Source organism: uncultured Senegalimassilia sp. (assembly GCF_902464545.1).
In the GTDB taxonomy this organism is placed as follows: domain Bacteria; phylum Actinomycetota; class Coriobacteriia; order Coriobacteriales; family Eggerthellaceae; genus Senegalimassilia.
This window is the reverse complement of the sequence record NZ_CABQJR010000002.1, coordinates 1-21316: the sequence shown is the minus strand read 5'-3', so window position 1 is coordinate 21316 and position 21316 is coordinate 1. Positions and strand designations below refer to the sequence as shown.

At 62.4% G+C, this 21316-nt stretch carries 14 protein-coding genes; all 14 read right to left on the bottom strand.

The window, feature by feature from the left end:
* Nucleotides 1–141 precede the first annotated feature (141 nt).
* The 14 genes from RDW26_RS00775 to glf all read right to left on the bottom strand — a co-directional run bounded on the left by RDW26_RS00775 (nucleotide 142) and on the right by glf (nucleotide 21148).
* Complete coding sequence (locus RDW26_RS00775; protein WP_307982097.1) at nucleotides 142–1776, bottom strand: ABC transporter substrate-binding protein; 1635 nt, start codon at nucleotides 1774–1776, stop codon at nucleotides 142–144.
* A gap of 350 nt (nucleotides 1777–2126) precedes the next feature.
* A complete protein-coding gene (ligA, locus tag RDW26_RS00770) occupies nucleotides 2127–4364 on the bottom strand; it encodes an NAD-dependent DNA ligase LigA (protein WP_307982095.1) in 2238 nt (745 codons plus the stop codon).
* 351 nt (nucleotides 4365–4715) lie between these two features.
* On the bottom strand, nucleotides 4716–5240 hold the full coding sequence (locus RDW26_RS00765) for a DUF308 domain-containing protein (protein ID WP_307982093.1): 525 nt from the start codon (nucleotides 5238–5240) through the stop codon (nucleotides 4716–4718).
* Between the two features lie 574 nt (nucleotides 5241–5814).
* Complete coding sequence (cysK, locus tag RDW26_RS00760) at nucleotides 5815–6744, bottom strand: cysteine synthase A (RefSeq protein ID WP_374110303.1); 930 nt, start codon at nucleotides 6742–6744, stop codon at nucleotides 5815–5817.
* Nucleotides 6745–6945: 201 nt separating this feature from the next.
* Nucleotides 6946–7383: an Rrf2 family transcriptional regulator gene (locus tag RDW26_RS00755; RefSeq protein WP_042435389.1), complete on the bottom strand. Its 438-nt coding sequence runs from the start codon at nucleotides 7381–7383 to the stop codon at nucleotides 6946–6948.
* A 115-nt stretch (nucleotides 7384–7498) separates the two neighbouring features.
* Entirely contained in the window at nucleotides 7499–9562 is a 2064-nt protein-coding gene (locus RDW26_RS00750) for a YgiQ family radical SAM protein (RefSeq protein ID WP_307982091.1), read from the bottom strand.
* A 413-nt stretch (nucleotides 9563–9975) separates the two neighbouring features.
* On the bottom strand, nucleotides 9976–10836 hold the full coding sequence (locus RDW26_RS00745) for a DUF4013 domain-containing protein (RefSeq protein WP_307982090.1): 861 nt from the start codon (nucleotides 10834–10836) through the stop codon (nucleotides 9976–9978).
* A gap of 394 nt (nucleotides 10837–11230) precedes the next feature.
* On the bottom strand, nucleotides 11231–11605 hold the full coding sequence (rplL, locus tag RDW26_RS00740; protein WP_042435383.1) for a 50S ribosomal protein L7/L12: 375 nt from the start codon (nucleotides 11603–11605) through the stop codon (nucleotides 11231–11233).
* Nucleotides 11606–11699: 94 nt separating this feature from the next.
* The gene (gene rplJ, locus RDW26_RS00735; protein WP_307982087.1) at nucleotides 11700–12218 is read right to left on the bottom strand and encodes a 50S ribosomal protein L10; all 519 of its coding nucleotides are present in this window, start codon (nucleotides 12216–12218) and stop codon (nucleotides 11700–11702) included.
* Between the two features lie 187 nt (nucleotides 12219–12405).
* Entirely contained in the window at nucleotides 12406–14409 is a 2004-nt protein-coding gene (locus tag RDW26_RS00730) for a Tat pathway signal sequence (RefSeq protein WP_307982085.1), read from the bottom strand.
* A 188-nt stretch (nucleotides 14410–14597) separates the two neighbouring features.
* The gene (gene acnA / locus RDW26_RS00725) at nucleotides 14598–17273 is read right to left on the bottom strand and encodes an aconitate hydratase AcnA (protein ID WP_307982083.1); all 2676 of its coding nucleotides are present in this window, start codon (nucleotides 17271–17273) and stop codon (nucleotides 14598–14600) included.
* Between the two features lie 201 nt (nucleotides 17274–17474).
* On the bottom strand, nucleotides 17475–18572 hold the full coding sequence (locus tag RDW26_RS00720; protein WP_042435372.1) for an isocitrate/isopropylmalate dehydrogenase family protein: 1098 nt from the start codon (nucleotides 18570–18572) through the stop codon (nucleotides 17475–17477).
* 87 nt (nucleotides 18573–18659) lie between these two features.
* Nucleotides 18660–19268 carry a hypothetical protein gene (locus tag RDW26_RS00715; protein WP_307981141.1) on the bottom strand — a complete coding sequence of 203 codons (609 nt, stop codon included), beginning with the start codon at nucleotides 19266–19268 and terminating at the stop codon, nucleotides 18660–18662.
* A gap of 743 nt (nucleotides 19269–20011) precedes the next feature.
* The gene (gene glf / locus RDW26_RS00710; RefSeq protein ID WP_276667429.1) at nucleotides 20012–21148 is read right to left on the bottom strand and encodes a UDP-galactopyranose mutase; all 1137 of its coding nucleotides are present in this window, start codon (nucleotides 21146–21148) and stop codon (nucleotides 20012–20014) included.
* Between the last annotated feature and the right edge of the window lie 168 nt (nucleotides 21149–21316).

Sequence of the window (21316 nt, the reverse complement as noted above, 5' to 3'; positions counted from 1 at the left end):
CCCGGAAGCCCTTCGGCTTCCAAGCTCAAAACCAATCCGCTAGAACCGCAAAAGCGGGGCAAGCCCTACGGCAAGCCCCGCCAATGAACAGGGGACGGAGGTGTGTTCACGCGCCCTGCCCCTGCGGCGTTCAGCCAGTTGCTACCAGCTCCACTTATCGACGTTGTTCACAATCGACCAGCCGTGACCATGCGGATGCGGCTTCTGCTCGGCAACCTTCAGGCCCTCGGCCACAAAGTACAGGTGGTCGACGTTGGCGAACCACACCCACGTGGCATCGCCCTGCGGCGCCGGGCCGTTCTCGCCGTCCCACATGGCCAGCTTCCATTCGTCATACGAATCGGCGACCACGGGGTTTGCCAGCGCGGCGTTCAGGTGAGCATCGACCGCGGCGTTCTCATAGCAAGAATAGTTGCCGTTGCCCTTGGAGTAGTTCAGGTTGTACACCTCGATCGGGCTGTTGGAGCCCCAACCCCACACGACCGGGTCGCTGAACTGGTGCTGATAGATGTCGTCCCAGCTTGCGCCCTTCGGCGTCACCTTGATGCCCAGCTCGTTCATCTGGTTGGCGAACTCCATGGCGATGGCCTGGCGCACCGAGTCGGAGGAGGAATAGTACAGGTCGAACGCGGCCGTCACGCCGTCCTTGGCGCGCACGCCGTCGGCGCCGGCTACCCAGCCCGCCTCGTCGAGCAGGGCCTTTGCGCGTGCAAGGTCCTCTTCGCACTTCATGGCGTCCGTCGACCAGGGCATGTTGTCGCCCACGCTGTAGGCGATCTGACCGTAGCCGTTCAGCACGTTATCGATGAGCGTCTGACGCTTCACGCCGTAGTTGATGGCGCGGCGCAGCGCCAGGTCCTGCGTCACCGCGTTGCCGGCAGGATACTCCTCGCCCGTCTGCTTCTTGGTAGCGCCCGGCGCGATGGTGGGCAGGGAGATGCCGCGCGAGTCGACGGAAGCGCAGTTCAGCAAGTCATAGCCCTTCGGCTGCTGGTTGGCGAAGGTAGCCGACGTGAACGCGACGTCCACCTGGCCGGAACGGGCGGCCGCCAGGCTGGCGTCCTCCTCCATGAACACCACCACGACGCGCTCGATCTTCGGCGCTTCACCATAGTAGTCGGGGTTGGCCTTCAGGATGACCTGCTGGCCGCGATCCCACTGCTCGAGCATGTAGCGGCCGCTGCCCACCGGGTTGCTGCCGTAGTCGGCATCATGGCCGCCATCAGGCACGATGCCGATGACCGCCAGCGTGTACAGCAGAGCGTTGAACGGCTTGTTCAGATGGATCTCGCAGGTCTCGTCGTCAATGGCGACAGCCTCGTCGACCATGGTCAGGTCGCACTCGCTGGCCTCGTTGTTGGCAACGCCGTTGATGGTATAGGCCACGTCATGAGCGGTAACCGGCTTGCCGTTGGTGAACTTGGCGTCGGTGCGGATGGTGAACGTCCAGGTCAGGCCATCGTCGCTGCAGGTATAAGCCGTTGCAAGGTCGTTCTCGAAGCCCATGTCGGCCTTCGTGGTCAGAAGCGTGGACTGGATGAGCGGCTCGTGCACGTGCTCGCCGCAGCCCCAAGAGACGAACGGGTCGAAACCAGCGTCGGGCTCGCTGCTCACCGGCATGGAAACGGTAACCTGAGAGGCATGCTCCCCGCTAGCGGCGGAGCCGGAGCCCGCGTTGGAGCCGCCGGCGCAGGCGCTCAGCACGCCGCCGAAGCCCACTGCAGCGGCGCTTACGCCCGCCACCTGCAAAAACGTACGCCTGGAGAAGCTCTTCATCAAGAAATCCTTTCATCGACCAGGCGAAGGCGCGCGACGTCTGCGATTTCATTGCGCGCCTGCCCGGTGTTACGAGGTATCAATCCGTAACACACTATAGCAGGCGCGCCCGCTGATTCGATGTTACGAATATCAAATTCGTAACTCCTTCATGCGAACGGCCCCGAAACACCGGCACCCGGTAGATTTGCGTAAGCGCAATACCCGACGAACCGACCCAGGTGGGGCGGGCGCGAACAAACGCGCGCTGCGGTCGGTAGATTCTCGTGCGGGCAAACGTCGCGAAAAACGCCCGCAAGCAGCACACGCCGGCAACGCTTGCGAAACACCCCAGGCGAATCTGCCGCGTGCTATTCCCCATCCGCCGTCGGTACTTCGCCCGTCTCGATGATGTGCAGCAGCGCTGCCTCGTCCAGCACAGGGACACCCAGCGCCACAGCCTTGTCGTACTTGCTGCCCGCCGCTTCGCCGGCAACCACGAAGCTCGTCTTCTTCGACACGCTGCCCGACACCTTCGCACCGCGGGCCTTCAGCGCCGCACCGGCCTCGTCGCGCTTCATGCCGCTTTGCGTCAGGCTGCCGGTCAGCACAAACGTCAGCCCCTCAAGCGTTTGCGGCAGCGCATCGGCGGCTTCCGCCTCCACGTCGTCGGCCAAGCGCACACCGTGCTTCGCCAACCGCTCGATGACCTGTACATTGTCGGGCGTGCGCAGGAACAGGTACGTGGAATGCGCGATCTTCGGGCCCACGCCGTCCACCGCCGCCAGCTGCTCCTCGGTTGCCGCCATCAGCGCATCCATGCTCGGGAACGCGCGCGCCAGCGTTTCTGCCATGGTTTTGCCCACGTGGCGCATGCCCAGGCCGAACAGCGGGCGGGCGAACGGACGCGTACGCGACTCGTCGATGGCCGCCACCAGCTTCTTCGCGATGGTCTGCCCCAGGCAGATCGGCTCGCCCTCCTTGTTCGTGCGGCCCGTCTGCAGCTGCGCCAGCTCCACCTCGTCGAGCGTGTAGTAGTCCGCCACGTCGCTCACGCGGCCGGATTCCACCAGTCGGCGCACGATCTCCTCGCCCATGCCGTCGATGTCCATGGCACCGCGGCTTGCCCAATGCAGCAGGCGCTCAAGCGCTTGAGCAGGGCAATCAATGGAAATGCAGCGATAATCCGCCTCGCCGTCCTCGCGAACCACGGGGCTGCCGCAGCTCGGGCACTCCTTGGGCATGCTCCAGGGCTGGGCATCGTCCGGACGCAGGCTGAGCACGGGGCCCAGCACCTCGGGGATCACGTCGCCGGCCTTGCGGACGATGACCGTATCGCCCACGCGCACATCCTTGCGCAGCACCTCGTCCTCGTTGTGCAGCGTGGCGCGGGCAACGGTCGATCCCGCCACCAGCACCGGGTCCATCTCCGCCACCGGCGTCAGCTTGCCCGTGCGGCCCACCTGCACGGTGATGTCGCGCAAAAGCGTGGTCTTCTCCTCAGGCGGGAACTTGAACGCGATGGCCCAGCGCGGCGCGCGGGCCGTGTAACCCATGGCCTCCTGCTGCGCGAACGAGTTCACCTTCACCACCACGCCGTCGATATCGTAAGGCAGCGCGTCGCGGCGCTCCAGGCTTTTGCGGCAGAACTCGCGCACCTCTTCCACGCTATTCACCAACGCGATGTCGGGGTTCACGTGGAATCCCGCTTCGCCCAGCCACTTGAGCAGGTCCCACTGCGTTTCCGCCACCAGCTTTCGCTCGTCGCCCACGGCGTACACGAACGTGGAAAGGTCGCGGTGCGCCGTGATCTGCGGGTCCTTCTGGCGAAGGCTGCCGGCGGCGGCATTACGCGGGTTGGCGAACGGCTGCTTGCCATTGGCCTCGGCGGCGGCGTTGAGCGACTCGAAGCTGGTCTTGGGCATGTAGCATTCGCCGCGCAGCTCGATGGAGACGTCGGTGTCGCGGATGCCGGCCATGGCGCCGTCGCGCAGACGCAGCGGCACGTCCTTCACCGTGCGCACGTTCACCGTGATGTCCTCGCCCGTGGTGCCGTCGCCGCGCGTGGCCGCGCGGATAAGGCGGCCTCCCTCGTAGGTGAACGCCACCGACGAGCCGTCGATCTTCAGCTCGCACACCAGCTCGGGAATGGTGCCGAAGAATTCCTTGACGCGCGCCAGCCATTCGTCGAGCTCCTCGGCGCCCATGGCATCGTCGAGCGAGTACATGCGGCGCTCGTGCTGGATGGGCGCGAACTGTTCGCCCACGTAACCGCCCACGCGCTGCGTGGGGCTGGACGGGTCGATGAGCTCGGGGTGCGCCGCCTCGAGCGCGCGCAGCTCGTGCATCAGCGAGTCGAACGCGGCGTCGCTGATGGCGGGCGCGTCCTTGGCGTAGTACAGGTAGCTGTTGTGCTCGATCTCGCGGCGCAGCGCCTCGATGCGCGCCGCCGGATCGCCGGTCGCCTCCGCCAGCGCCTCCCCGCTCAACAGGGACTGTTGCTCGATGACCTGGTTGCCCATTTGGTCGCTTGCGGAGTTGCCCATCTGGCCGCCCGCCTGCTCGTTCGCCCTGTCGTCCACCTGGCCGTCCACCTGCTCGTTCGCCATCTCAAGCCCTTTCGCTCGCCGCCTCGTTCGCAGCTTCTGCCGCTGCCCCGTTCGCAGCTCCATCTGCCACTTCGTCCGGCACGACGCCGCGCAACCGCAGCATGCCAGCCGACAAGAAAGCCTCGGGCACATGCCCGAGGCCCATTTTTCCGTTGCGATTTTATCACGCGCGCACGGCGCCAGCCGAAACCCGACGCAGCCCACACGCCTTTGCCCTACCAGCGGTCAAAGCACTACCGAACGAACGCATCCTCGCCCGACGCACCGGCCGACCCGCTTACCTACTTACCTACCGGCAAGCCCGCCAAGCAGCTATCGAGAGATACGCCTCGGTCTGGCAAACCCGCAGCGCTACATAGCGATATAGCGGCCCGCGTTCCAGCCGTATACCATCAGGGTTGCGGCGCGCACCAGCAGGATAATGGCCAGGAACACGCTGAGCATCTGAGGCGTCACGAAGAACGCGATGCCGCACAGCACGTTCAGCACGCCGCTGAACAAGGCCCATCCCCACATCGGGACGCCCCAGCCGTGCGCCTTCACCGACGCGATTACCTCGAACACGCCGAACGCCACAAAGCACACGCCCACCAGCCACGGCACCACCGCGGAGAACGCAAGCGGATGCAGCAAGAAGATCAAACCCAGCAGCACGTCGATGATGGCGTAGGCAAGCTCCCAGCCGCTACGCGGCATGATATTGCGCAGCCTGATGTAGCTGATGATATCGAACACGCCCGCCACCAGGAAGAATGCGCCCACCACGGCCGCGATGGTCACGATAGTCAACCCCGGTGCCACCAAGCAGAAGAAGCCGGCCGCCGCCAAAGCAACGCCCGCGAAGATCAATCCCCAATCGTGCTTGCTCGCGCTCATGATGCGCCCCTTTCCCCGATAAACTTTCATGCGAAACGGGAACCCCGTCGCTATCGCACTAGGCGAGCTTTTCCGCCTCTTTCGCAATAGACGGACATCCCGCCCCTGTCGCGTTTGGCGGGTTCCCCCGCCCCCAACGTTTTCCTTATTGTACCCAAGGTCGCACGAGCGCGACAATCGGCAGGTAAATTGTAACGGGGTCGTATCTCGCGCCGACCGCAAAAGCCCACCTTGCACGCGAAGCGCCCCATTCCTACCCGAAATGGGGTACTTCCTCCGAGTTCTCCCATTCGCCCTATTGCACCGAAATTGCGCCGATGCCGCAACCGATGGGCGAATCATCAGGAATCGAAACCCCGTGTTATCCGGCATGGCCTACCTATCGCGCACGATTCCGCTTAGCATGCAAGCACCCGCTGGGCGCACAGCCCGCTTCGCAAGCAAACGCCACTTTGCACGCAAACCCCGCCTAACGCGCAAAGCGCCCTACTCCAGTTGGAGCAGGGCGCTTTCGCCGAGTTCTCTTATTCGCCAACCTGCGTAGCTTCGCCGCAAAGCAGGCGTTTTGCGCTCCCTAGAAGTTGAACATCGCCGTGGACAGGTAACGCTCACCGGTGTCGGGGAGCACCGCCACGATCAGCTTGCCCTTGTTCTCGGGGCGCTGCGCCAGCTTCGTTGCGGCGGCAACCGCGGCGCCGGAGGAGATGCCCACCAGCAGGCCATCCTTGCCCGCCAGCTCGCGACCGGCCTGGAACGCCTCCTCGTCGGTGATGGGCATAACCTCGTCGTAGACCGACTGATCCAACGTGTCGGGCACGAAGCCCGCGCCGATGCCCTGAATCTTGTGTGCGCCGCCATGGCCCTCGCTCAGCACCGGGGAACCGGCAGGCTCCACGGCAACCACCTTGATGTCGGGATTCTGAGACTTCAGGTACTTGCCCGTGCCGGAAAGCGTGCCGCCGGTGCCCACGCCGGCGACCAGGATATCAACCTTGCCGTCGGTATCCGCCCAGATCTCGGGGCCGGTGGTGCGCTCATGGACGGCAGGGTTCGCCGGATTCGTGAACTGGCTCGGGATGAACGAGTTCGGAATCTCCTCGGCCAGCTCGGACGCGCGGGCGATGGCGCCCTTCATGCCCTTGCTACCGTCGGTCAGCACCAGCTCGGCGCCGTAAGCCTTCATGAGGTTGCGACGCTCGACCGACATGGTTTCCGGCATGGTGATGATGATGCGGTTGCCGCGAGCGGCAGCCAGCGAGCACAGGCCGATGCCGGTGTTGCCGGAGGTCGGCTCGATGATGACGGTGTCGGCGTCCAGCTTGCCCTCGGCCTCGGCCTGGTCGAGCATCGCCTTCGCGATACGGTCCTTCACCGACCCTGCCGGGTTGAACAGCTCCACCTTGCCCACGATGGTTGCCTCAAGGTTGTGGTTCTTCTCGTAGTTGGACAGCTCCACCAGCGGAGTGCCGCCGATCAACTCGGACACGCTCTTGTAGATGGTCATGATGTTCCTCTCTCGCTTGTCCGCCGTTGATTGCCACGTGCGGAACGCCGTTTTCATGCCTGTTATCCTACTATGTCTCTAGGCAATGTCAATATCTATTTCGAAAAATTATCCCCTATTCCCGGCGGTTTGGTGGGTTATATACCGTATCCCCAGTTCAATAGCGAAAAGGGCGCAAGCTTGAAAGCTCGCGCCCTTCCGTTAAATCGAATAGCTGTCCGCCGCCACCGCCGAATGCTCGTCGATGATGCTCTGCAGTGTGATGCCGCCCAGATACTCGTTGATCACCTTATACAGCCCGCGCCATACACCTAGTTCCATGCAGGGAACCGGCATATTGCAATCGAAGGTGTCATCCTCCAAGCACGACGCCGGCGCAAGCGAACCCTCGGTGACCCGCAGTACATCAAGCACGGTGATCACGCTGGCCGGTTTCGCCAGCTGATAGCCGCCGGCAGCGCCGCGCACCGAGCGCACCAGCTTCGCCGTGACCACGTTCGACACGATCTGCTCCAGGTACTTCTTCGAGATGCCCAGCGACTCGGACACCTCTTTCAGCGACACGGGGCCGCCGCCATCATGCTCCGCCAGATACAGCATCAAGCGAACCGCGTACAGGCCCTTCGTTGAGATCTTCATGCGCGCTGCCGCCTTTCTTCCGCAGGGGAAAAGCGTCGACGGCCTAAGCGCCGACGCCGTTGAATGCAACCCCTATAGTATACCCTCTCCACCTAGGGAATATGCTGTGATTCAGCTAGCGCCGAGGCGCTTTCCCGCGCGTGCCGTTGCCTTTGCCGCCGCCGTTCGGGGAACCGCCGCGCTTGCCCGCGTTCGCGCCGCCCGAAGAGCCCCCTCGGGCGCCAGCTCCACCTGCGGTGCCACCGCGCTTGCCGCCACCAGCCGCGCCGCGGCCACCGGAAGCGCCTCTGCCGCCCGAGCCCTGACCACCTTCACGACCCTTCGGCCCACGCATAGCGTTCTTCGCGCCCGCCACGCCCTTCTTCGCGCCAGCGCCGTGCCCACCTTCGCTCTTATAGGGCCTGATCAGGCACTTCGGACCGAACCCGATCAGGTCGGTGCGGCCAGCCTTGCGCAGCGCCTCCATCACCAGGTCGTGGTTCTTCGGGTCGCGATACTGGATGAGAGCGCGCTGCAGCGCCTTCTCGTGCGGGCTTTTCGGCACGAACACACGCTCCATGGTGCGCGGGTCCACGCCCGTGAAGTACATGGCCGTTGACATGGTGGACGGCGTGGGATAGAAATCCTGCACCTGCTCGGGGTTGAACCCCATGTCGCGCACGTATTCCGCCAGCTCAATGGCTTCGTCGAGCGTGCTTCCGGGGTGCGACGACATCAGGTACGGCACCACGAACTGCTTCAGCCCGCAGGCGTCGTTGGCCTGTTGGAACAGTTTCACGAACTTCTCGTACACCTGGTGTTGCGGCTTGCCCATCACGCCGAGCACAGCGTTGGAAACGTGCTCGGGCGCCACACGCAGCTGCCCGCTCACGTGGTGCTCGCACAGCTCGCGCACGAACGCCTCGCCCTTGTTACGGTCGGCCAGCACGTAATCGAAGCGGATGCCCGAGCGCACGAACACCTTCTTCACGCCCGGCAGCTCACGCAGTTCGCGCAAAAGCTGCAGGTAGTCCGTGTGATCGGCATTCAGCTTGCGGCACGGCTGCGGCGAGAGGCAGTGCTTGTTGCGACATGCGCCGCGACGCAGCTGCGCATCGCACGCAGGCTGGCGATAGTCCGCCGTGGGACCGCCCACATCATGGATATAGCCCTTGAACTCCGGGTCGGCGATCATCTGCTTCGCTTCTTCCACGATAGACTCGTGGCTTCGCACCTGCACGATGCGCCCCTGATGGAACGTCAGCGCGCAAAACGCGCACTCGCCGAAGCAGCCGCGATTGCTGGTCAGGCTGAACTTCACCTCACGGATCGCCGGGATGCCGCCGGCCTCCTCGTACATGGGATGGTACGCGCGCACATACGGCAGGCGGTATACCGCGTCCATCTCCGAGGTGGTCAACGGCTTGCTTGGCGGGTTCTGCACCACGAACTCATGGTCGGAATATGGCTCCACCAGGCGTTTTCCCGTGAAAGGGTCGCTGTTGCCATACTGCACGTTAAAGCTGCGGGCATACTCGAGGTTGTCCTTCTGCATACTGTCGAACGAGGGCAGCAGCTCGTAGTCGTACACGTGCTCAAGCGTTTTCGCGCGATACACCGTGCCGTCGATGAACGTGATGTCAGACACATCAAGCCCAGCCGCCAGCGCATCGGCGATCTCCACGATGGAATGCTCGCCCATGCCGTAGCTGACCAGGTCGGCGCCGGAGTCAAGCAGAATCGAACGCTTCAGTTTGTTCGACCAGTAATCATAATGAGCTAAACGGCGAAGCGATGCCTCGATGCCACCCAGAACAATGGGAACATCCTTATACGTGCGGCGAATGAGGTTGCCGTAGACCACCGCCGCACGATCGGGGCGAAGCCCCATTTCGCCGCCGGGAGAAAACGCATCGGTGCTGCGGTGCTTCTTGGCCACCGTATAGTGGTTCACCATCGAATCCATGTTGCCGGCGGAAACCAGAAATCCCAGCCGAGGCTTCCCCAGAATCGTGACGCTCTCAGGGTCGCGCCAATCGGGCTGGCAGATCACGCCTACCTTATAGTGATTCGCCTCGAGCAAACGCGTGATGATGGCCATGCCGAACGAGGGATGGTCGACGTACGCGTCACCGCACACGAACACGAAGTCGCAGCAGTCCCAACCGCGCTCCTCCATATCGGCGCGACTAACCGGCAAGAATGCGCTACGCGGAGGCAAAGAAGCTTGGGGTTTCGCCGAATTGGACGCAGACGCTGCGGAAGCGCCGCGAGAAACGCGCACTTTGCCCGAACTGTGCGAACCTTGCGGCTTGTTCGATCTGGACGCGCCCTGCAACTTGCCCGAGCCGTGCGTCTTCTTCGATCCACGACTGCCCGCGTCAGCATTAACGCCTTCGCACGGACGCCCATCCTCGCGCAACGCGTGCTGGGAACCTTGCCTCCCCGACTCGTTTCGTTTGCCCTGCTTCCCTGAGCTGCGATGAGCCGCGCCGCCCTTCGCGCTATCCTGCACGCCGCTGCGGCGCGACGGCTTGCCGCTTCGATTGCCGGCATGCCCCTCGGATGCGCTGCGCGACCCCTGGCTTCTATTCCCTTGTTTCACGGAACCGCCTATCTCAGCGCCCCGTTGGACGCCATCTCGAACGGCATGGGGTCATCTTGACCGCGCCATGCCGGAACGTCGAATTGCCTTGTCCAGTATCCCACGGCACGCGCCTGCATCACCACCGCGAACGCCGATGCCGCCGAAACCACCACAGCCATGGCAAGACAAATGACGACCAGGCACATACCCGCAGCGAGGACGAACATCATGTCGGGCGCGGTACCGTTGGAGAACAGCCCATACGCTCCCACGCTGATAAAGCCCCCGACCAAAAGCGACCCGGCGATACCCGTAACCACCGCCGGCACGATGGCAAGTACAATGGAAAGCCCCAGCACGCGCAGCAGACCCTTCATGTCATGGCGCATCATAGCCCACAAGCGAGGGATCTGAAAGCCGGGCCCCAACCTGCCATAGATGCTCGCACGCATGGAGGCCACCAGGAAGAACATGACGGATGCCAAGGAAACCGCAAGGCTGAACAGGGAATACACCGGGCTCACTATCGCAGCACCGCCGGCACCGCCCCAAACGGCATGCGAAACGTTGCTCAAACCGCGTCCCGCAAGCGCATCCCAGCAACCCTCGAGCACCCCGGGAATCACCACGCAGCACACGATGCAGATGGCAAGCAAAATCAGCCCGCGGCGATACAGCAGGCCGTCCTCGTTCCCGAAGATACGCGCAGGCATAGGCATGTGCACACCCCATGCAATATCGCGCGCCCAACCGAACGCATAGCCCAACAGCACCACCGGGCCGAAAACCGGGATGAACGCGATTAAGCCCAGCAAGAACATCTTGCCCAGCCAGCCTTGCGAGCTCTTCACATCGTTCCATGCGGCGCTGAAATACCCTGTCTGCATGGCGCTTCCTTCCCGTCGTGTCTCTTTGCGCGGTATACATAATCGTCTTCTCGGAACGTTACACGCCCTACACGAGAGACGCCGCATCCGTAACCATTCTGTTGCGTTCCGAAGCGTGAACAGGGGACGGAGGTGTGTTCGCGGTCAATCCTGGTGTTTCCAATGACGTCTCACGTGAACACACCTCCGTCCCCTGTTCACCGTCCCCTGTTCACGCCCCAAACCGCGCTGCGATCGGCAACGCCCGACCCCCGTTCCCGCCGACCATGGCCCCCTCCTAAGCGCAGCCCGCTATAGACCTGTGAGTCGAATCAGCTCCTCAAGGGAGCGTTCACGAACAAAAAAGGACCCGCTGCAAGCAGCGGGTCCTGTAAAAGCAGTCGGAAGACTGAATTTACTTCAGAGTCACAGCAGCGCCGGCCTCTTCCAGCGTCTTCTTGATCTCCTCAGCCTTGTCCTTGGCCACACCCTCCTGGATGGTGGAAGGAGCACCCTCGACGGTCTCCTTAGCTTCCTTCAGGCCCTGGCCGGTGATCTCACGGACAGCCTTGATGACAGCGATCTTGTTGTCGCCGAAGCCCTCGAGCACGACGTCGAACTCGGACTTCTCCTCAGCGGCAGCAGCGCCAGCAGCCGGAGCAGCAGCAACGGCAACCGGAGCAGCAGCGGACACGCCAAAGGTCTCCTCGATGTCCTTGACCAGCTCAGAAGCCTCGAGCAGGGACATTTCCTTCAGAGCCTCGATGATCTCTTCGCGAGAAACAGCCATGTTAGTTTCCTTTCAAAGGGGCTGGATCATCCTAATGTTCCAGCCGAAATTTCAAATGCATTACGCGGCACATCTTATGCCGCAAGAAGCTTGCTTACGCAACCTTCTGATCGGCAACGGCCTTTGCGACCTGAGCCAGGCCACGCGGCACACCGTTGATAGCGGTTGCCAGACCCTGAGCCACACCGTTGATGGCAGCGGCGATGTGAGCGTACAGCTCCTCGCGAGAGGGCAGGGAAGCGATGGCCTCCACCTCTGCGGCGCTGACTGCAGCACCATCCATCAAGCCACCCTTGATCTGCAGGTTCTCGTTGGACTTGGCGAATTCCTTAACGGCCTTCGCGGCAGCAGCCACATCGGAACCGGCGAACACGAATGCGCTCGGGCCATGCAGCATGTCGTCCAGCGTAGGCAGCTCGGACTCGGACAGAGCGATGCGCATAACGGTGTTCTTGTACACCTTCATGCATGCACCGGACTCGCGGACTGCGTTGCGCAGAGCCTCGACCTCCTTGACGGTCAGACCGCAGGCGTCGACGACCCACACAGCACCCGCACCCTCCAGATCTTCCTTGATCGCGGACAGCATGGATTGGTTCTTTGCGTTCGGCATTGTTACACCTCCTTCTTCTCAAACTCGGGTTCCGCCCCATGCGGGTGGAGTCGCGCTTGAGAAAAAGAACGACCCCTGCCGTCCTAAGACACAGGGGTCGTTGAAGTGCGATACTTAACAACCACCTCGGCGGGCCGCAATTGCTTGCGATTGAACCTTTCGGTGCCTGCTGTCTCGGGCAGCGGAACTATTGTTGTTGCTCCGTCTTCTGCTGGTCGGCCGTTTCCGCGGTTTGTTCAACCGTCTTCGCGGCCTGCTCAGAAGATGACTTATCTATAATATCAGATTTATTCTGCGTGTCAACAAGTTCTTGGACGGAATTTGTGGTATCGCCGGCGATGTACTTGAAGGTGATGGTATCGCCTTCCCTATAGCCCACGATGCCGAGCTGCGCAGGCAAGGCGAAGTCGTAGATGCCCTCAACGCCTTCCAGCGTCACATAGAAGTGGGAGTTACCGTCCAGGACCGCCTGCGTCATGCTGCGGATCGCACCCGTCTGCTCCTGCGTGTTAGCCTCCGCGGCATCGCCGGAAAGCGTTCCGCTAGTTGCCAGCATCGCTTGATAGGACTTCTGCGTCTCCGCAACCGTGTCGCCCGTTGCCACGTTCTGGTAATGCTGGATGTCCACCATCGCGAACTTCTTCACGGTGCCCGCGTTATCCTTCAGCGCCATGAAGTACGTCGGCTGCTCGGACACGTTGATCAGGATGGGGAACGTGGCGGAGTAGCGCAGGTTCTGCACGGCGCCCTCGGCAGACTGCATGGCCGATTCCTCGGTAGCGCCCGCCACCGGATAGTAATGGGATTCCGCCGTGCGCTGGTTCACCAGCACGAAGCCAACGATGGAGTTGTCCGCCGTGGCCGACGTCACGCCCGTGTACACCCACACGTCATCGTCCTTGGCGATGTAGTTGTAGCCCACGTTGCCATCGGTGCCCGGCGTGGTCTGCACCACGTTCTTCTGGCCTAGCCAGCTGTTCAGCCAGCCGTCCTGGTACTTGCCCGACCAGTTGTACTGCTGGATGAGCAGCTCGGCCGGATAGGCGCGGTCGACCCATTGGGGTACATCGTCGATGGCCAGGTCCGTGCACTCGCCCGTGGTGGCGTTCACCATGACCACGCGCTCGATGGTGGTGCCGCCGAACAGGCCGATGGTACGCGTCTGAACCGGGCAGATCCACCAGGGCTGGCCGTCCTCATCGATCTCGAACGACTTCTCGTCGAACATGTAGAAGGGATACTTCAACTGCACGTAGCGGTCGATGTTGCGCGCCAAAGGCTCGGAGCGCGAGTAGAAGATGGCGCGGTCGCCCAGCTTCACGATCTGCGCATCCTGCGTGGTCATATCCACCAGCGCGTACGCCGGGATGCCCTCGGCTCGGTTCGTCAGCCACTTGAACAGGTCAGCGTAGCCCAGCGGGCTCACGCGCACGGGCGTGCCCTGGTAGTTGATCTGGCTATACGTGCCAGCGATCTCGAACTGGCTGACGTACTCGGGGATGTTGCCCATAGCACGATTGCCCAGCAGCGCCGCCGAATCGCGGTCGATGATGGGGATCTCGGAATAGTCGACCTGCTGGATGTCCTGCGCGAAGTCAGCATCCTGCGTTTCCAGCACGCTAGCGTACTTGGCAGCGTTGCCGGGGAACACCGACAGCGATGCCACGGCACCCAGCACGCCGACCAGCGTGATGGCCACGGGAATCCACGACGCCACCTTGAACGCCTTCGCCTTCGTGCGGTTGGGGTCGACCTTGCTGTTGCCCGTTTCGTACGTGCGCGACTTCACGTTCCACAGCAGGAACAGCGGCAGCAGGATGAACACGACCACGAACATCCAGGTGTCCACGCTGTGGATGTTGATCGGCGGATGGAACCACCAGTAGGCCGCCGCCACGATAAGCAGCACCAACACCGCGGTGACGATGAGCGCCTTCTTGCCCATCTGGCCCATTTTGTCGCCGAACGAGAACTCGGGAGCGCCCCCGCCGTTACCGCCCTTGCGACCACGACCGCCGCTGAACGCGGTGAACGGGTTTTCGGAACCTTGGCCGCCGGCGCCGCTGCCCGACGAGCTGCTGGCACCCCCTTCGCCGGAGGCGCCAGCGGGCCCCCCGAAGCCTGCGCCCATGTCGAAGCCCGATTGCTTCAGGGCATCGATGAGCGACTCAAAACCGGATGTCTGTTTCACGGCATCCCTTTCTCCATTGATGGATGAACAATGTTCCACATTGTAGCGGAACGCGTCCAGCTTCCCTTGAAACCGAACGCGTTCCGTTACCTTTTATATTCGTTGCGATGACAGCCGGTCAACGCCGCGCCCCCCCTACGGGAAGCGTGGCGCTCCCCTTGGCGAAGCGCCACGTTCGGCCGCCGCCCCTATTTCGCCAGCTGGCGAAGGACGTACTGCAGAATGCCGCCATGCTCGAAGTACTTGCCCTCGGTAGGCGTGTCCACGCGGACCGTCGCCTTGAAGGCAACCTCGGACCCGTCGGCCCTTTTCGCCGTCACGTCCACCACGCGCGGCTCGGGCAGGCCCTTCGAGAAGTCCACGGCGCCGACCGTGTACTGCTCGGAGCCATCCAGACCCAGGCTTTCGGCGCTTTCGCCCTCTTCGAACTGCAGCGGCATCACGCCCATGCCAATGAGGTTCGAGCGGTGGATGCGCTCGAAGCTTTCAGCGAACGCCGCGCGGATGCCCAGCAGCATGGGGCCCTTCGCCGCCCAGTCGCGCGAACTGCCGCTGCCGTACATCTTGCCAGCTACCACGACCAGCGGCACATCGGCCTGCTCGTAGTCCATAGCCGCATCGAACAGCGGGGTGATCTCGCTCTTCAGGAAGTCGCGCGTCCAGCCGCCCTTCTTGCCTTCCGCGAGCTTGTTAGACAGCTTCACGTTGGCGAACGTGCCGCGCATCATGACCTCGTGGTTGCCGCGACGGGCACCGTAGGTGTTGAAGTCCGCCGGAACGACGCCGCGCTCCTCCAGGTACTTCGCCGCCGGGGAATCCAGCGCGATGCTGCCCGCGGGCGAGATGTGGTCGGTGGTGATGAAGTCGCCCAGGAAGGCTAGCGCACGCGCATCCTTGATGGGCTCTGCCGGCGCGGGCTGTGCGCCCATGCCGTCGAAGTACGGCGCGCGGCGCACGTACGTGGAGGCCTCGTCCCACGCGAACGTGTCGGACGGTTCGCTGCCAAGCTGCTGCCAGGCGGCGTCGCCGTCGTACAGGCCGCGCGAACCCTCTTCGTAAAGCTTCTTCGTGGCGAAACGCCCCAGCAGGTCGGCAACCTCGGCATCGGTCGGCCAGATGTCCGCCAACTTCACCGGCGTGCCGTCGGCGCGCTCGCCGAGCACAGCGTTGGGCAGGTCCACGTCCATGGTGCCCGCCAGCGAGTAGGCGATCACCGTCGCCGGGGCGCCCAGATAGTTCTGCGACACGTCGGGCGAGATGCGGCCCTCGAAGTTGCGGTTGCCCGAAAGCACGCTGGCAAGCTCCAAATCGTCGGCGATATCATGTAGCGCCGGCATAATGGGGCCGGAGTTGCCGATGCAGCTCATGCAGCCAAAGCCGCACGTGTAAAAGCCCAGGTCGCGCAAGCCATCCATCAGGTCGGCACGCTCAAGCAGCAGTTCGGTGGCGTGGCTGCCCGGAGCCAGGATGCATTTCACCCACGGCTTGGGCTTCAGCCCCGCTTCGGCGGCCTTCTTGGCCACCAAACCGGCCGTCAGCATCATGGACGGGTCGGTGGCGGTGGTGCAGCTGGTCACCGCGGCGATGGCAAGCGCGCCATGGCCCAGCTCGCAAGCCTGGCCGTTCACGTCAACCGTTTCCTTCTTGTCCAGGTCAAGGCCGCGATCGGCACAAATCTCATGGAAACGCTCCTGCGCCTGCTCAAGGAAGATGCGATCATGCGGGCGCGACGGGCCGGCGATGCTGCGCTTCACGCTGCTCAGGTCCAGCTCGACCACGTCGGCGTACACGCGCTCGGGCGCCTGCGGGTCGTTCCAGAAGCCCTGTGCCTTCGCATACTGCTCGACCAGCGCCACCTGCTGCTCGCTGCGACCGGTCAGGCGCAGGTACGCCAGCGTCTGGTCGTCAACGGGGAACAGCGTACAGGTGCTGCCGTATTCCGGCGTCATGTTGGAGATGCACGTGCGCTGCGTGGCGTTCAGGCTGTCCAGGCCAGGGCCGAAGCACTCGACGAAGCAGCCGACAACACCCTTCTCTCGCAGCATCTTCGCGAACGTCAGCGCCACGTCCATGGCCGCGACGCCCTCGGACAACTCACCCGTCAAGCGCACGCCCACGACCTTGGGAACCAGCGTGGTGATCGGCTGGCCCAGCGCTGCCGCCTCAGCCTCGATGCCGCCGACGCCCCAACCCAGCACGCCGATGCCGTTGGCGGTAGGCGTATGGCTGTCCGTGCCCACCAGGGTGTCGAAGTACACCGTGGGGTTCTCGCCCTCCGGCGTTTCCACACCGGCAGCCGTGGAGGTCATGGCAACCTGCGCGAACTGCTCGATGTTCAGCTGATGGCAGATGCCCGCTCCCGGAGGGACGATGCGCACGTTCTGGAACGACTTCTGCGCCCACTTCAGGAAGTTATAGCGCTCGCCGTTGCGCTGGAACTCCAGCTCCATGTTCTTCTCCATGGCGCAGGAGCAGCCAGCCACATCGGCGATGACCGAGTGGTCGATGACTAGATCGCAAGGAATCTGCGGATTGATTTTCGCCGGGTCGCCGCCCAGGTTCGCGCAGGCCTCGCGCATCACGGCGAAATCCACGAACACCGGCACGCCCGTGAAGTCCTGAAACAGCACGCGCGCAGGGCTGAACTCGACCTCGCTGCCCACCTCGCCCGCGCAACCGGCCTCGACCACGCGCTTGGCCAGGTCGGAAGCCGCCTCCGGGCTCTCGGCATTGCGCAGCACGTTTTCGAGCAGCACCTTCAGCGCATACGGAAGCTTCTCGGAGCCCTCAACCTGCTCAACCGGATAATAGGTGTAAGCCGCATCGTCCACGGACAGGGTAGCGGCAAACTTCTCGTTCTTCATATCGTCCCCTCTTGGTGCGTGTCGCACCCTGATATCGATCTTGCTGAACACGATTCAGCCGGCAATCTCGCTTACCGGCGAAAGCCCTATCGGGAATCGGTTTCTGCCAGCAGCTATGCGCGTCGGCGAACCCCGCCGCGAGAATGAGCACGGGCCGGCACCCCGCTTCCCGCAGCTTGCCGGCCAGCGCCTAACGTACGATTACGCCTGAGCCTTGATGGCGGCGATGAGCGCCTCGGTAAACTCGGTGCAGCTTGCCGCAGGGGCGCTGCTGCCAGTGGCCTTGCGGATGTCACCCGTCAGCACGGAACCGTCGGCGTACACGGCGCGGACGCCACGGCGGATACGCTCGGCGATCTCCAACTCCCCAAGATGGTCGAGCATCATGGCCGCGGACATGATCTCCGCGGTGGGGTTCGCCTTGTTCTGACCCGCAATGTCGGGAGCGGAGCCGTGCACGGCCTCGAACACGGCGTATTCCTTGCCGATGTTCGCACCCGGAGCGATACCCAGGCCACCAACCAGGCCCGCAGCCAGATCGCTTGCAATGTCGCCGTACAGGTTGGGGAACACCACCACGTCGAACTGCGCCGGGTCGATGACCATGTTCATGCAGAAGGCGTCGATGATGCGGTCGTCGAACTCAACACGGCCCTCGTACTCCTTGGCAACCTCGCGCGCCGTGCGCAGGAACAGGCCGTCGGAATACTTCATGATGTTGGCTTTATGAGCAGCGGTGACCTTTTTGCGGCCATGCTTCAGCGCGTACTCGAAGGCGTAGCGCACGATGTTCTGGGTAGCCGTGATGGAGATAGGCTTGATGGAGATGCCGGAATCGGGACGGATAACGCCCGCGCCCTCGTCCTCGCAGAACTTGATGAGCTTCGAAGCCGCCTCAGAGCCCTCTTCGAATTCCACGCCTGCATACAAGTCCTCGGAGTTTTCGCGAACGATGACCAGATCGACGTCGTCGTAGCGACCGCCCGCACCGGGCATGGAAAGCACCGGACGCAGGCACACGTACAAGTCGAGTGTTTTGCGAAGCGCAACGTTGACGCTGCGGAAACCGGTTCCAACGGGAGTGGTGCACGGGCCCTTGATGGCAACCTTGTTGCGCTTCACCGCCTCGATGGTCTCATCAGGCAGCGGAGTGCCCGTTTTCTCGGCGCATGCCGCACCGGCCTCAGCGACTTCCCAAACGATGTCCGCACCTGCAGCTTCCACGACCTGCTGCATTGCAGCAGACGTTTCCAAGCCGATGCCGTCGCCCGGAATCAAGGTTACAGTATGCTGTGCCATTGCCACTCCTTCTGTCCTGCGCCGCAGCGCATACGGGTTGAAAGAAACAGGCTGCACCGCAACGCGGCACAGCCCGAGGTTCCAAGCTTATTGTCCTTGAACGTTGTCAATGATGGTTTGCGCCTTGCGCTTCAAGGCACCCCTGCCATTATGCGCATCAAACGACATACGTTCAACAAGTGCTTCCTTAACGTGCTCCGAAAGCTTGCCAGTGGCGAACTCCGCAACAGCATTCAGCATGTCGTTGAACTCGACATCGCCGTGATAGCACTGGATGGCTTCGTCAATGAGCGGCCAGACGTTCTCGCTGCGCTTTTCGGTGGTGGCACCATATGCGCAGAAGAAGCGCATGGCAGCCAGGCGAACGAAACCGTTCTCCTCATCGAACAGCGCGTTCTCAGCACCAGCAAGCGCCTTGTCGGTACAGCGCGACTCAACGGGAACGAGCGCGGTAAGCGCATCCAAGCTTTCCCAACGAGTTTGAGCCTCGGGACGATTCAGGGCATCGACCAAATCGGATGCATAGGGAACGAGCAACTCGGGGCTAACCTTCGCGATAAACGCCAGCGATCCCGCTGCATTCTGTCGATTACGACGCGAAGAGTCGCCCAATTGCGCGACCAATCGCTTGAATTTGTCCTCGTTCGTGAGCGCTTCACGCGCCACGAATTCGATGACATCCATGCTTCCAGCCATGTGGTAATCCTCCATACCGCCTAGTATTTTCCAAGGTCATTATACCTTTTTGAAATTACCAACCCCGCATTCAGCGCAGAATTAACACGGCGGTAAACTGGGTTTTAAGGGCTTTTGCTACGAATAACTCATCGGGCAAAGTCTGCGCGTCTGCGCGTCTGCGCGTCTGCGCGTCTGCGCGTCTGCGCGTCTGCGAAGGAGTGTAATCGCATACTGCCAGAATCGACCCGCAGCTCCAGATTTCATCAAGAAGCAACACGCCGCACCCTGACGCCCACAAGCAGGACAACGCAAGCTTCTTTGCCGTCGCGCAGGATTACGCAATCTCCGAAAGCGAACCACAATGCTGCAGTGGCAATCGCGATAAAAGGAAAACGCATTTCGAGCAAGTTGACACCTCGGTCAAATATTCGCGAGTCAGAATTCGTAACCCCTGAAGAAAACCCCATTCACAATGCGAATATTGTCACCAAGACTCCGATTCCGACACATCTCCAGCATTTATCCGAGTCAAATTCCCCAACAACGCTCAGTAAACACCACATCAGAGGCTTTCGAACGAATCTCGTTTTAGAGCCTCTTGGAGCTCATGAAGCAAAAACGGCCAGGGCCAAACGCCCTAGCCGTTTTTTCAAATGATCGGAGGCAATTTTGCAACTACTTTAGAGGTACCCACAATCAACCCGAAAAGCTATTCGCAACACCAGTGCAACCGAATAGCATGCAGCGCGTCTTACAAAGAATTATGCGCGCAGGTCAACGCCCAGCTCGGCATTCACCAGATCGAACGCCGCGTCGATGGCCTTGTCCATGTCGTAGTACTTGTACCCGCCCAGACGACCGGCGAACACCACGTCGCCCTCCTGCTTGGCGAGCTCCTCGTACTGCGCGTACAGCGCGGAGTTGCGCTCGTCGTTGATCGGGTAGTACGGCTCGTCGCCGGGCTTCCAGTCGGCCGGGTACTCGCGCGTGATCACGCTGACCGGCGAGGACTGCGACTCGAAGTGCTTGTGCTCGATGATGCGCGTCCACGGCACCTCGCGCTCGGTGTAGTTGACCACCGCGTTGCCCTGCCAGTTCTCGCACTCGACGGTCTCGGACTCGAAGCGCAGGCTGCGGTACTCCAGCGTGCCCAGCTTGAAGTCGAAGTACTCGTCGATCGGGCCGCAGTAGATGGTGCGGTCGGCGATGCCCGGGTTTTGCTCGCGGAACTCACGGTACTCGGTCGACAGCAGGATCTCGACGTCGCCGAACATGCGCTCGACCATGGCGGTGTAGCCGCCCATGGGGATGCCCTGCCAGCGGTCGTTGAAGTAGTTGTTGTCGTAGGTCAGGCGCACAGGCAGGCGCTTGATGATGCTGGGCGGCAGCTCGGTGCAGCTGCGGCCCCACTGCTTCTCGGTATAGCCCTTGATGAGCTTCTCGAACACGTCGCGGCCGATCAGCGACAGCGCCTGCTCCTCGAGGTTCTTCGGCTCGCCCTCGCCGATGAGGTCTGCCGCCTCGGCCTTCTGCCGCTCGATGATCTCGACGGCCTCGGCGGGGGTGCGGATGCCCCACATCTTCGAGAACGTGTTCATGTTGAACGGCAGGTTGTACAGCTCGTCCTTATAGACGGCTACAGGGCTGTTCACGTAGTTGTTGAACTCGGCGAAGCGGTTGACGTAGTCCCACACCGGGCGCAGGGAGGTGTGGAAGATGTGCGCGCCGTAGCGGTGCACGTTGATGCCCTGCACGTCCTCGGTGTAAATGTTGCCGGCAATATGGTCGCGACGGTCGATGACCAGGCAGGTCTTGCCGAGCTTGGCGGCCTCATGGCAGAAAACCGCCGAAGAGATGCCGGCGCCGACAACCAGATAATCATAATGGGACAGCTTCATGCGTTTCCCCTTAGAGTCAAAGTTACTAAATTGAGTAATTTCATGGTACCAAATATAGCAAAAGCCCTGGACAAACCAGGGCTGATTACACGGAGTGCATATGTCTCGGGCATATAGAAAAGCGCCCTCCGCGAGCGCGACGCCCTGCCCTCCCGCAGCCTTGCGCTG

Coding starts and splice junctions, on each gene's coding strand:
- RDW26_RS00775 (WP_307982097.1), bottom strand. CDS start 1,776: ATGAAGAGCTTCTCCAGGCGTACGTTTTTGCAGGTGGCGGGCGTAAGC.
- ligA (WP_307982095.1), bottom strand. CDS start 4,364: ATGGCGAACGAGCAGGTGGACGGCCAGGTGGACGACAGGGCGAACGAG.
- RDW26_RS00765 (WP_307982093.1), bottom strand. CDS start 5,240: ATGAGCGCGAGCAAGCACGATTGGGGATTGATCTTCGCGGGCGTTGCT.
- cysK (WP_374110303.1), bottom strand. CDS start 6,744: ATGACCATCTACAAGAGCGTGTCCGAGTTGATCGGCGGCACTCCGCTG.
- RDW26_RS00755 (WP_042435389.1), bottom strand. CDS start 7,383: ATGAAGATCTCAACGAAGGGCCTGTACGCGGTTCGCTTGATGCTGTAT.
- RDW26_RS00745 (WP_307982090.1), bottom strand. CDS start 10,836: ATGCAGACAGGGTATTTCAGCGCCGCATGGAACGATGTGAAGAGCTCG.
- rplL (WP_042435383.1), bottom strand. CDS start 11,605: ATGGCTGTTTCTCGCGAAGAGATCATCGAGGCTCTGAAGGAAATGTCC.
- rplJ (WP_307982087.1), bottom strand. CDS start 12,218: ATGCCGAACGCAAAGAACCAATCCATGCTGTCCGCGATCAAGGAAGAT.
- acnA (WP_307982083.1), bottom strand. CDS start 17,273: ATGAAGAACGAGAAGTTTGCCGCTACCCTGTCCGTGGACGATGCGGCT.
- RDW26_RS00720 (WP_042435372.1), bottom strand. CDS start 18,572: ATGGCACAGCATACTGTAACCTTGATTCCGGGCGACGGCATCGGCTTG.
- RDW26_RS00715 (WP_307981141.1), bottom strand. CDS start 19,268: ATGGCTGGAAGCATGGATGTCATCGAATTCGTGGCGCGTGAAGCGCTC.
- glf (WP_276667429.1), bottom strand. CDS start 21,148: ATGAAGCTGTCCCATTATGATTATCTGGTTGTCGGCGCCGGCATCTCT.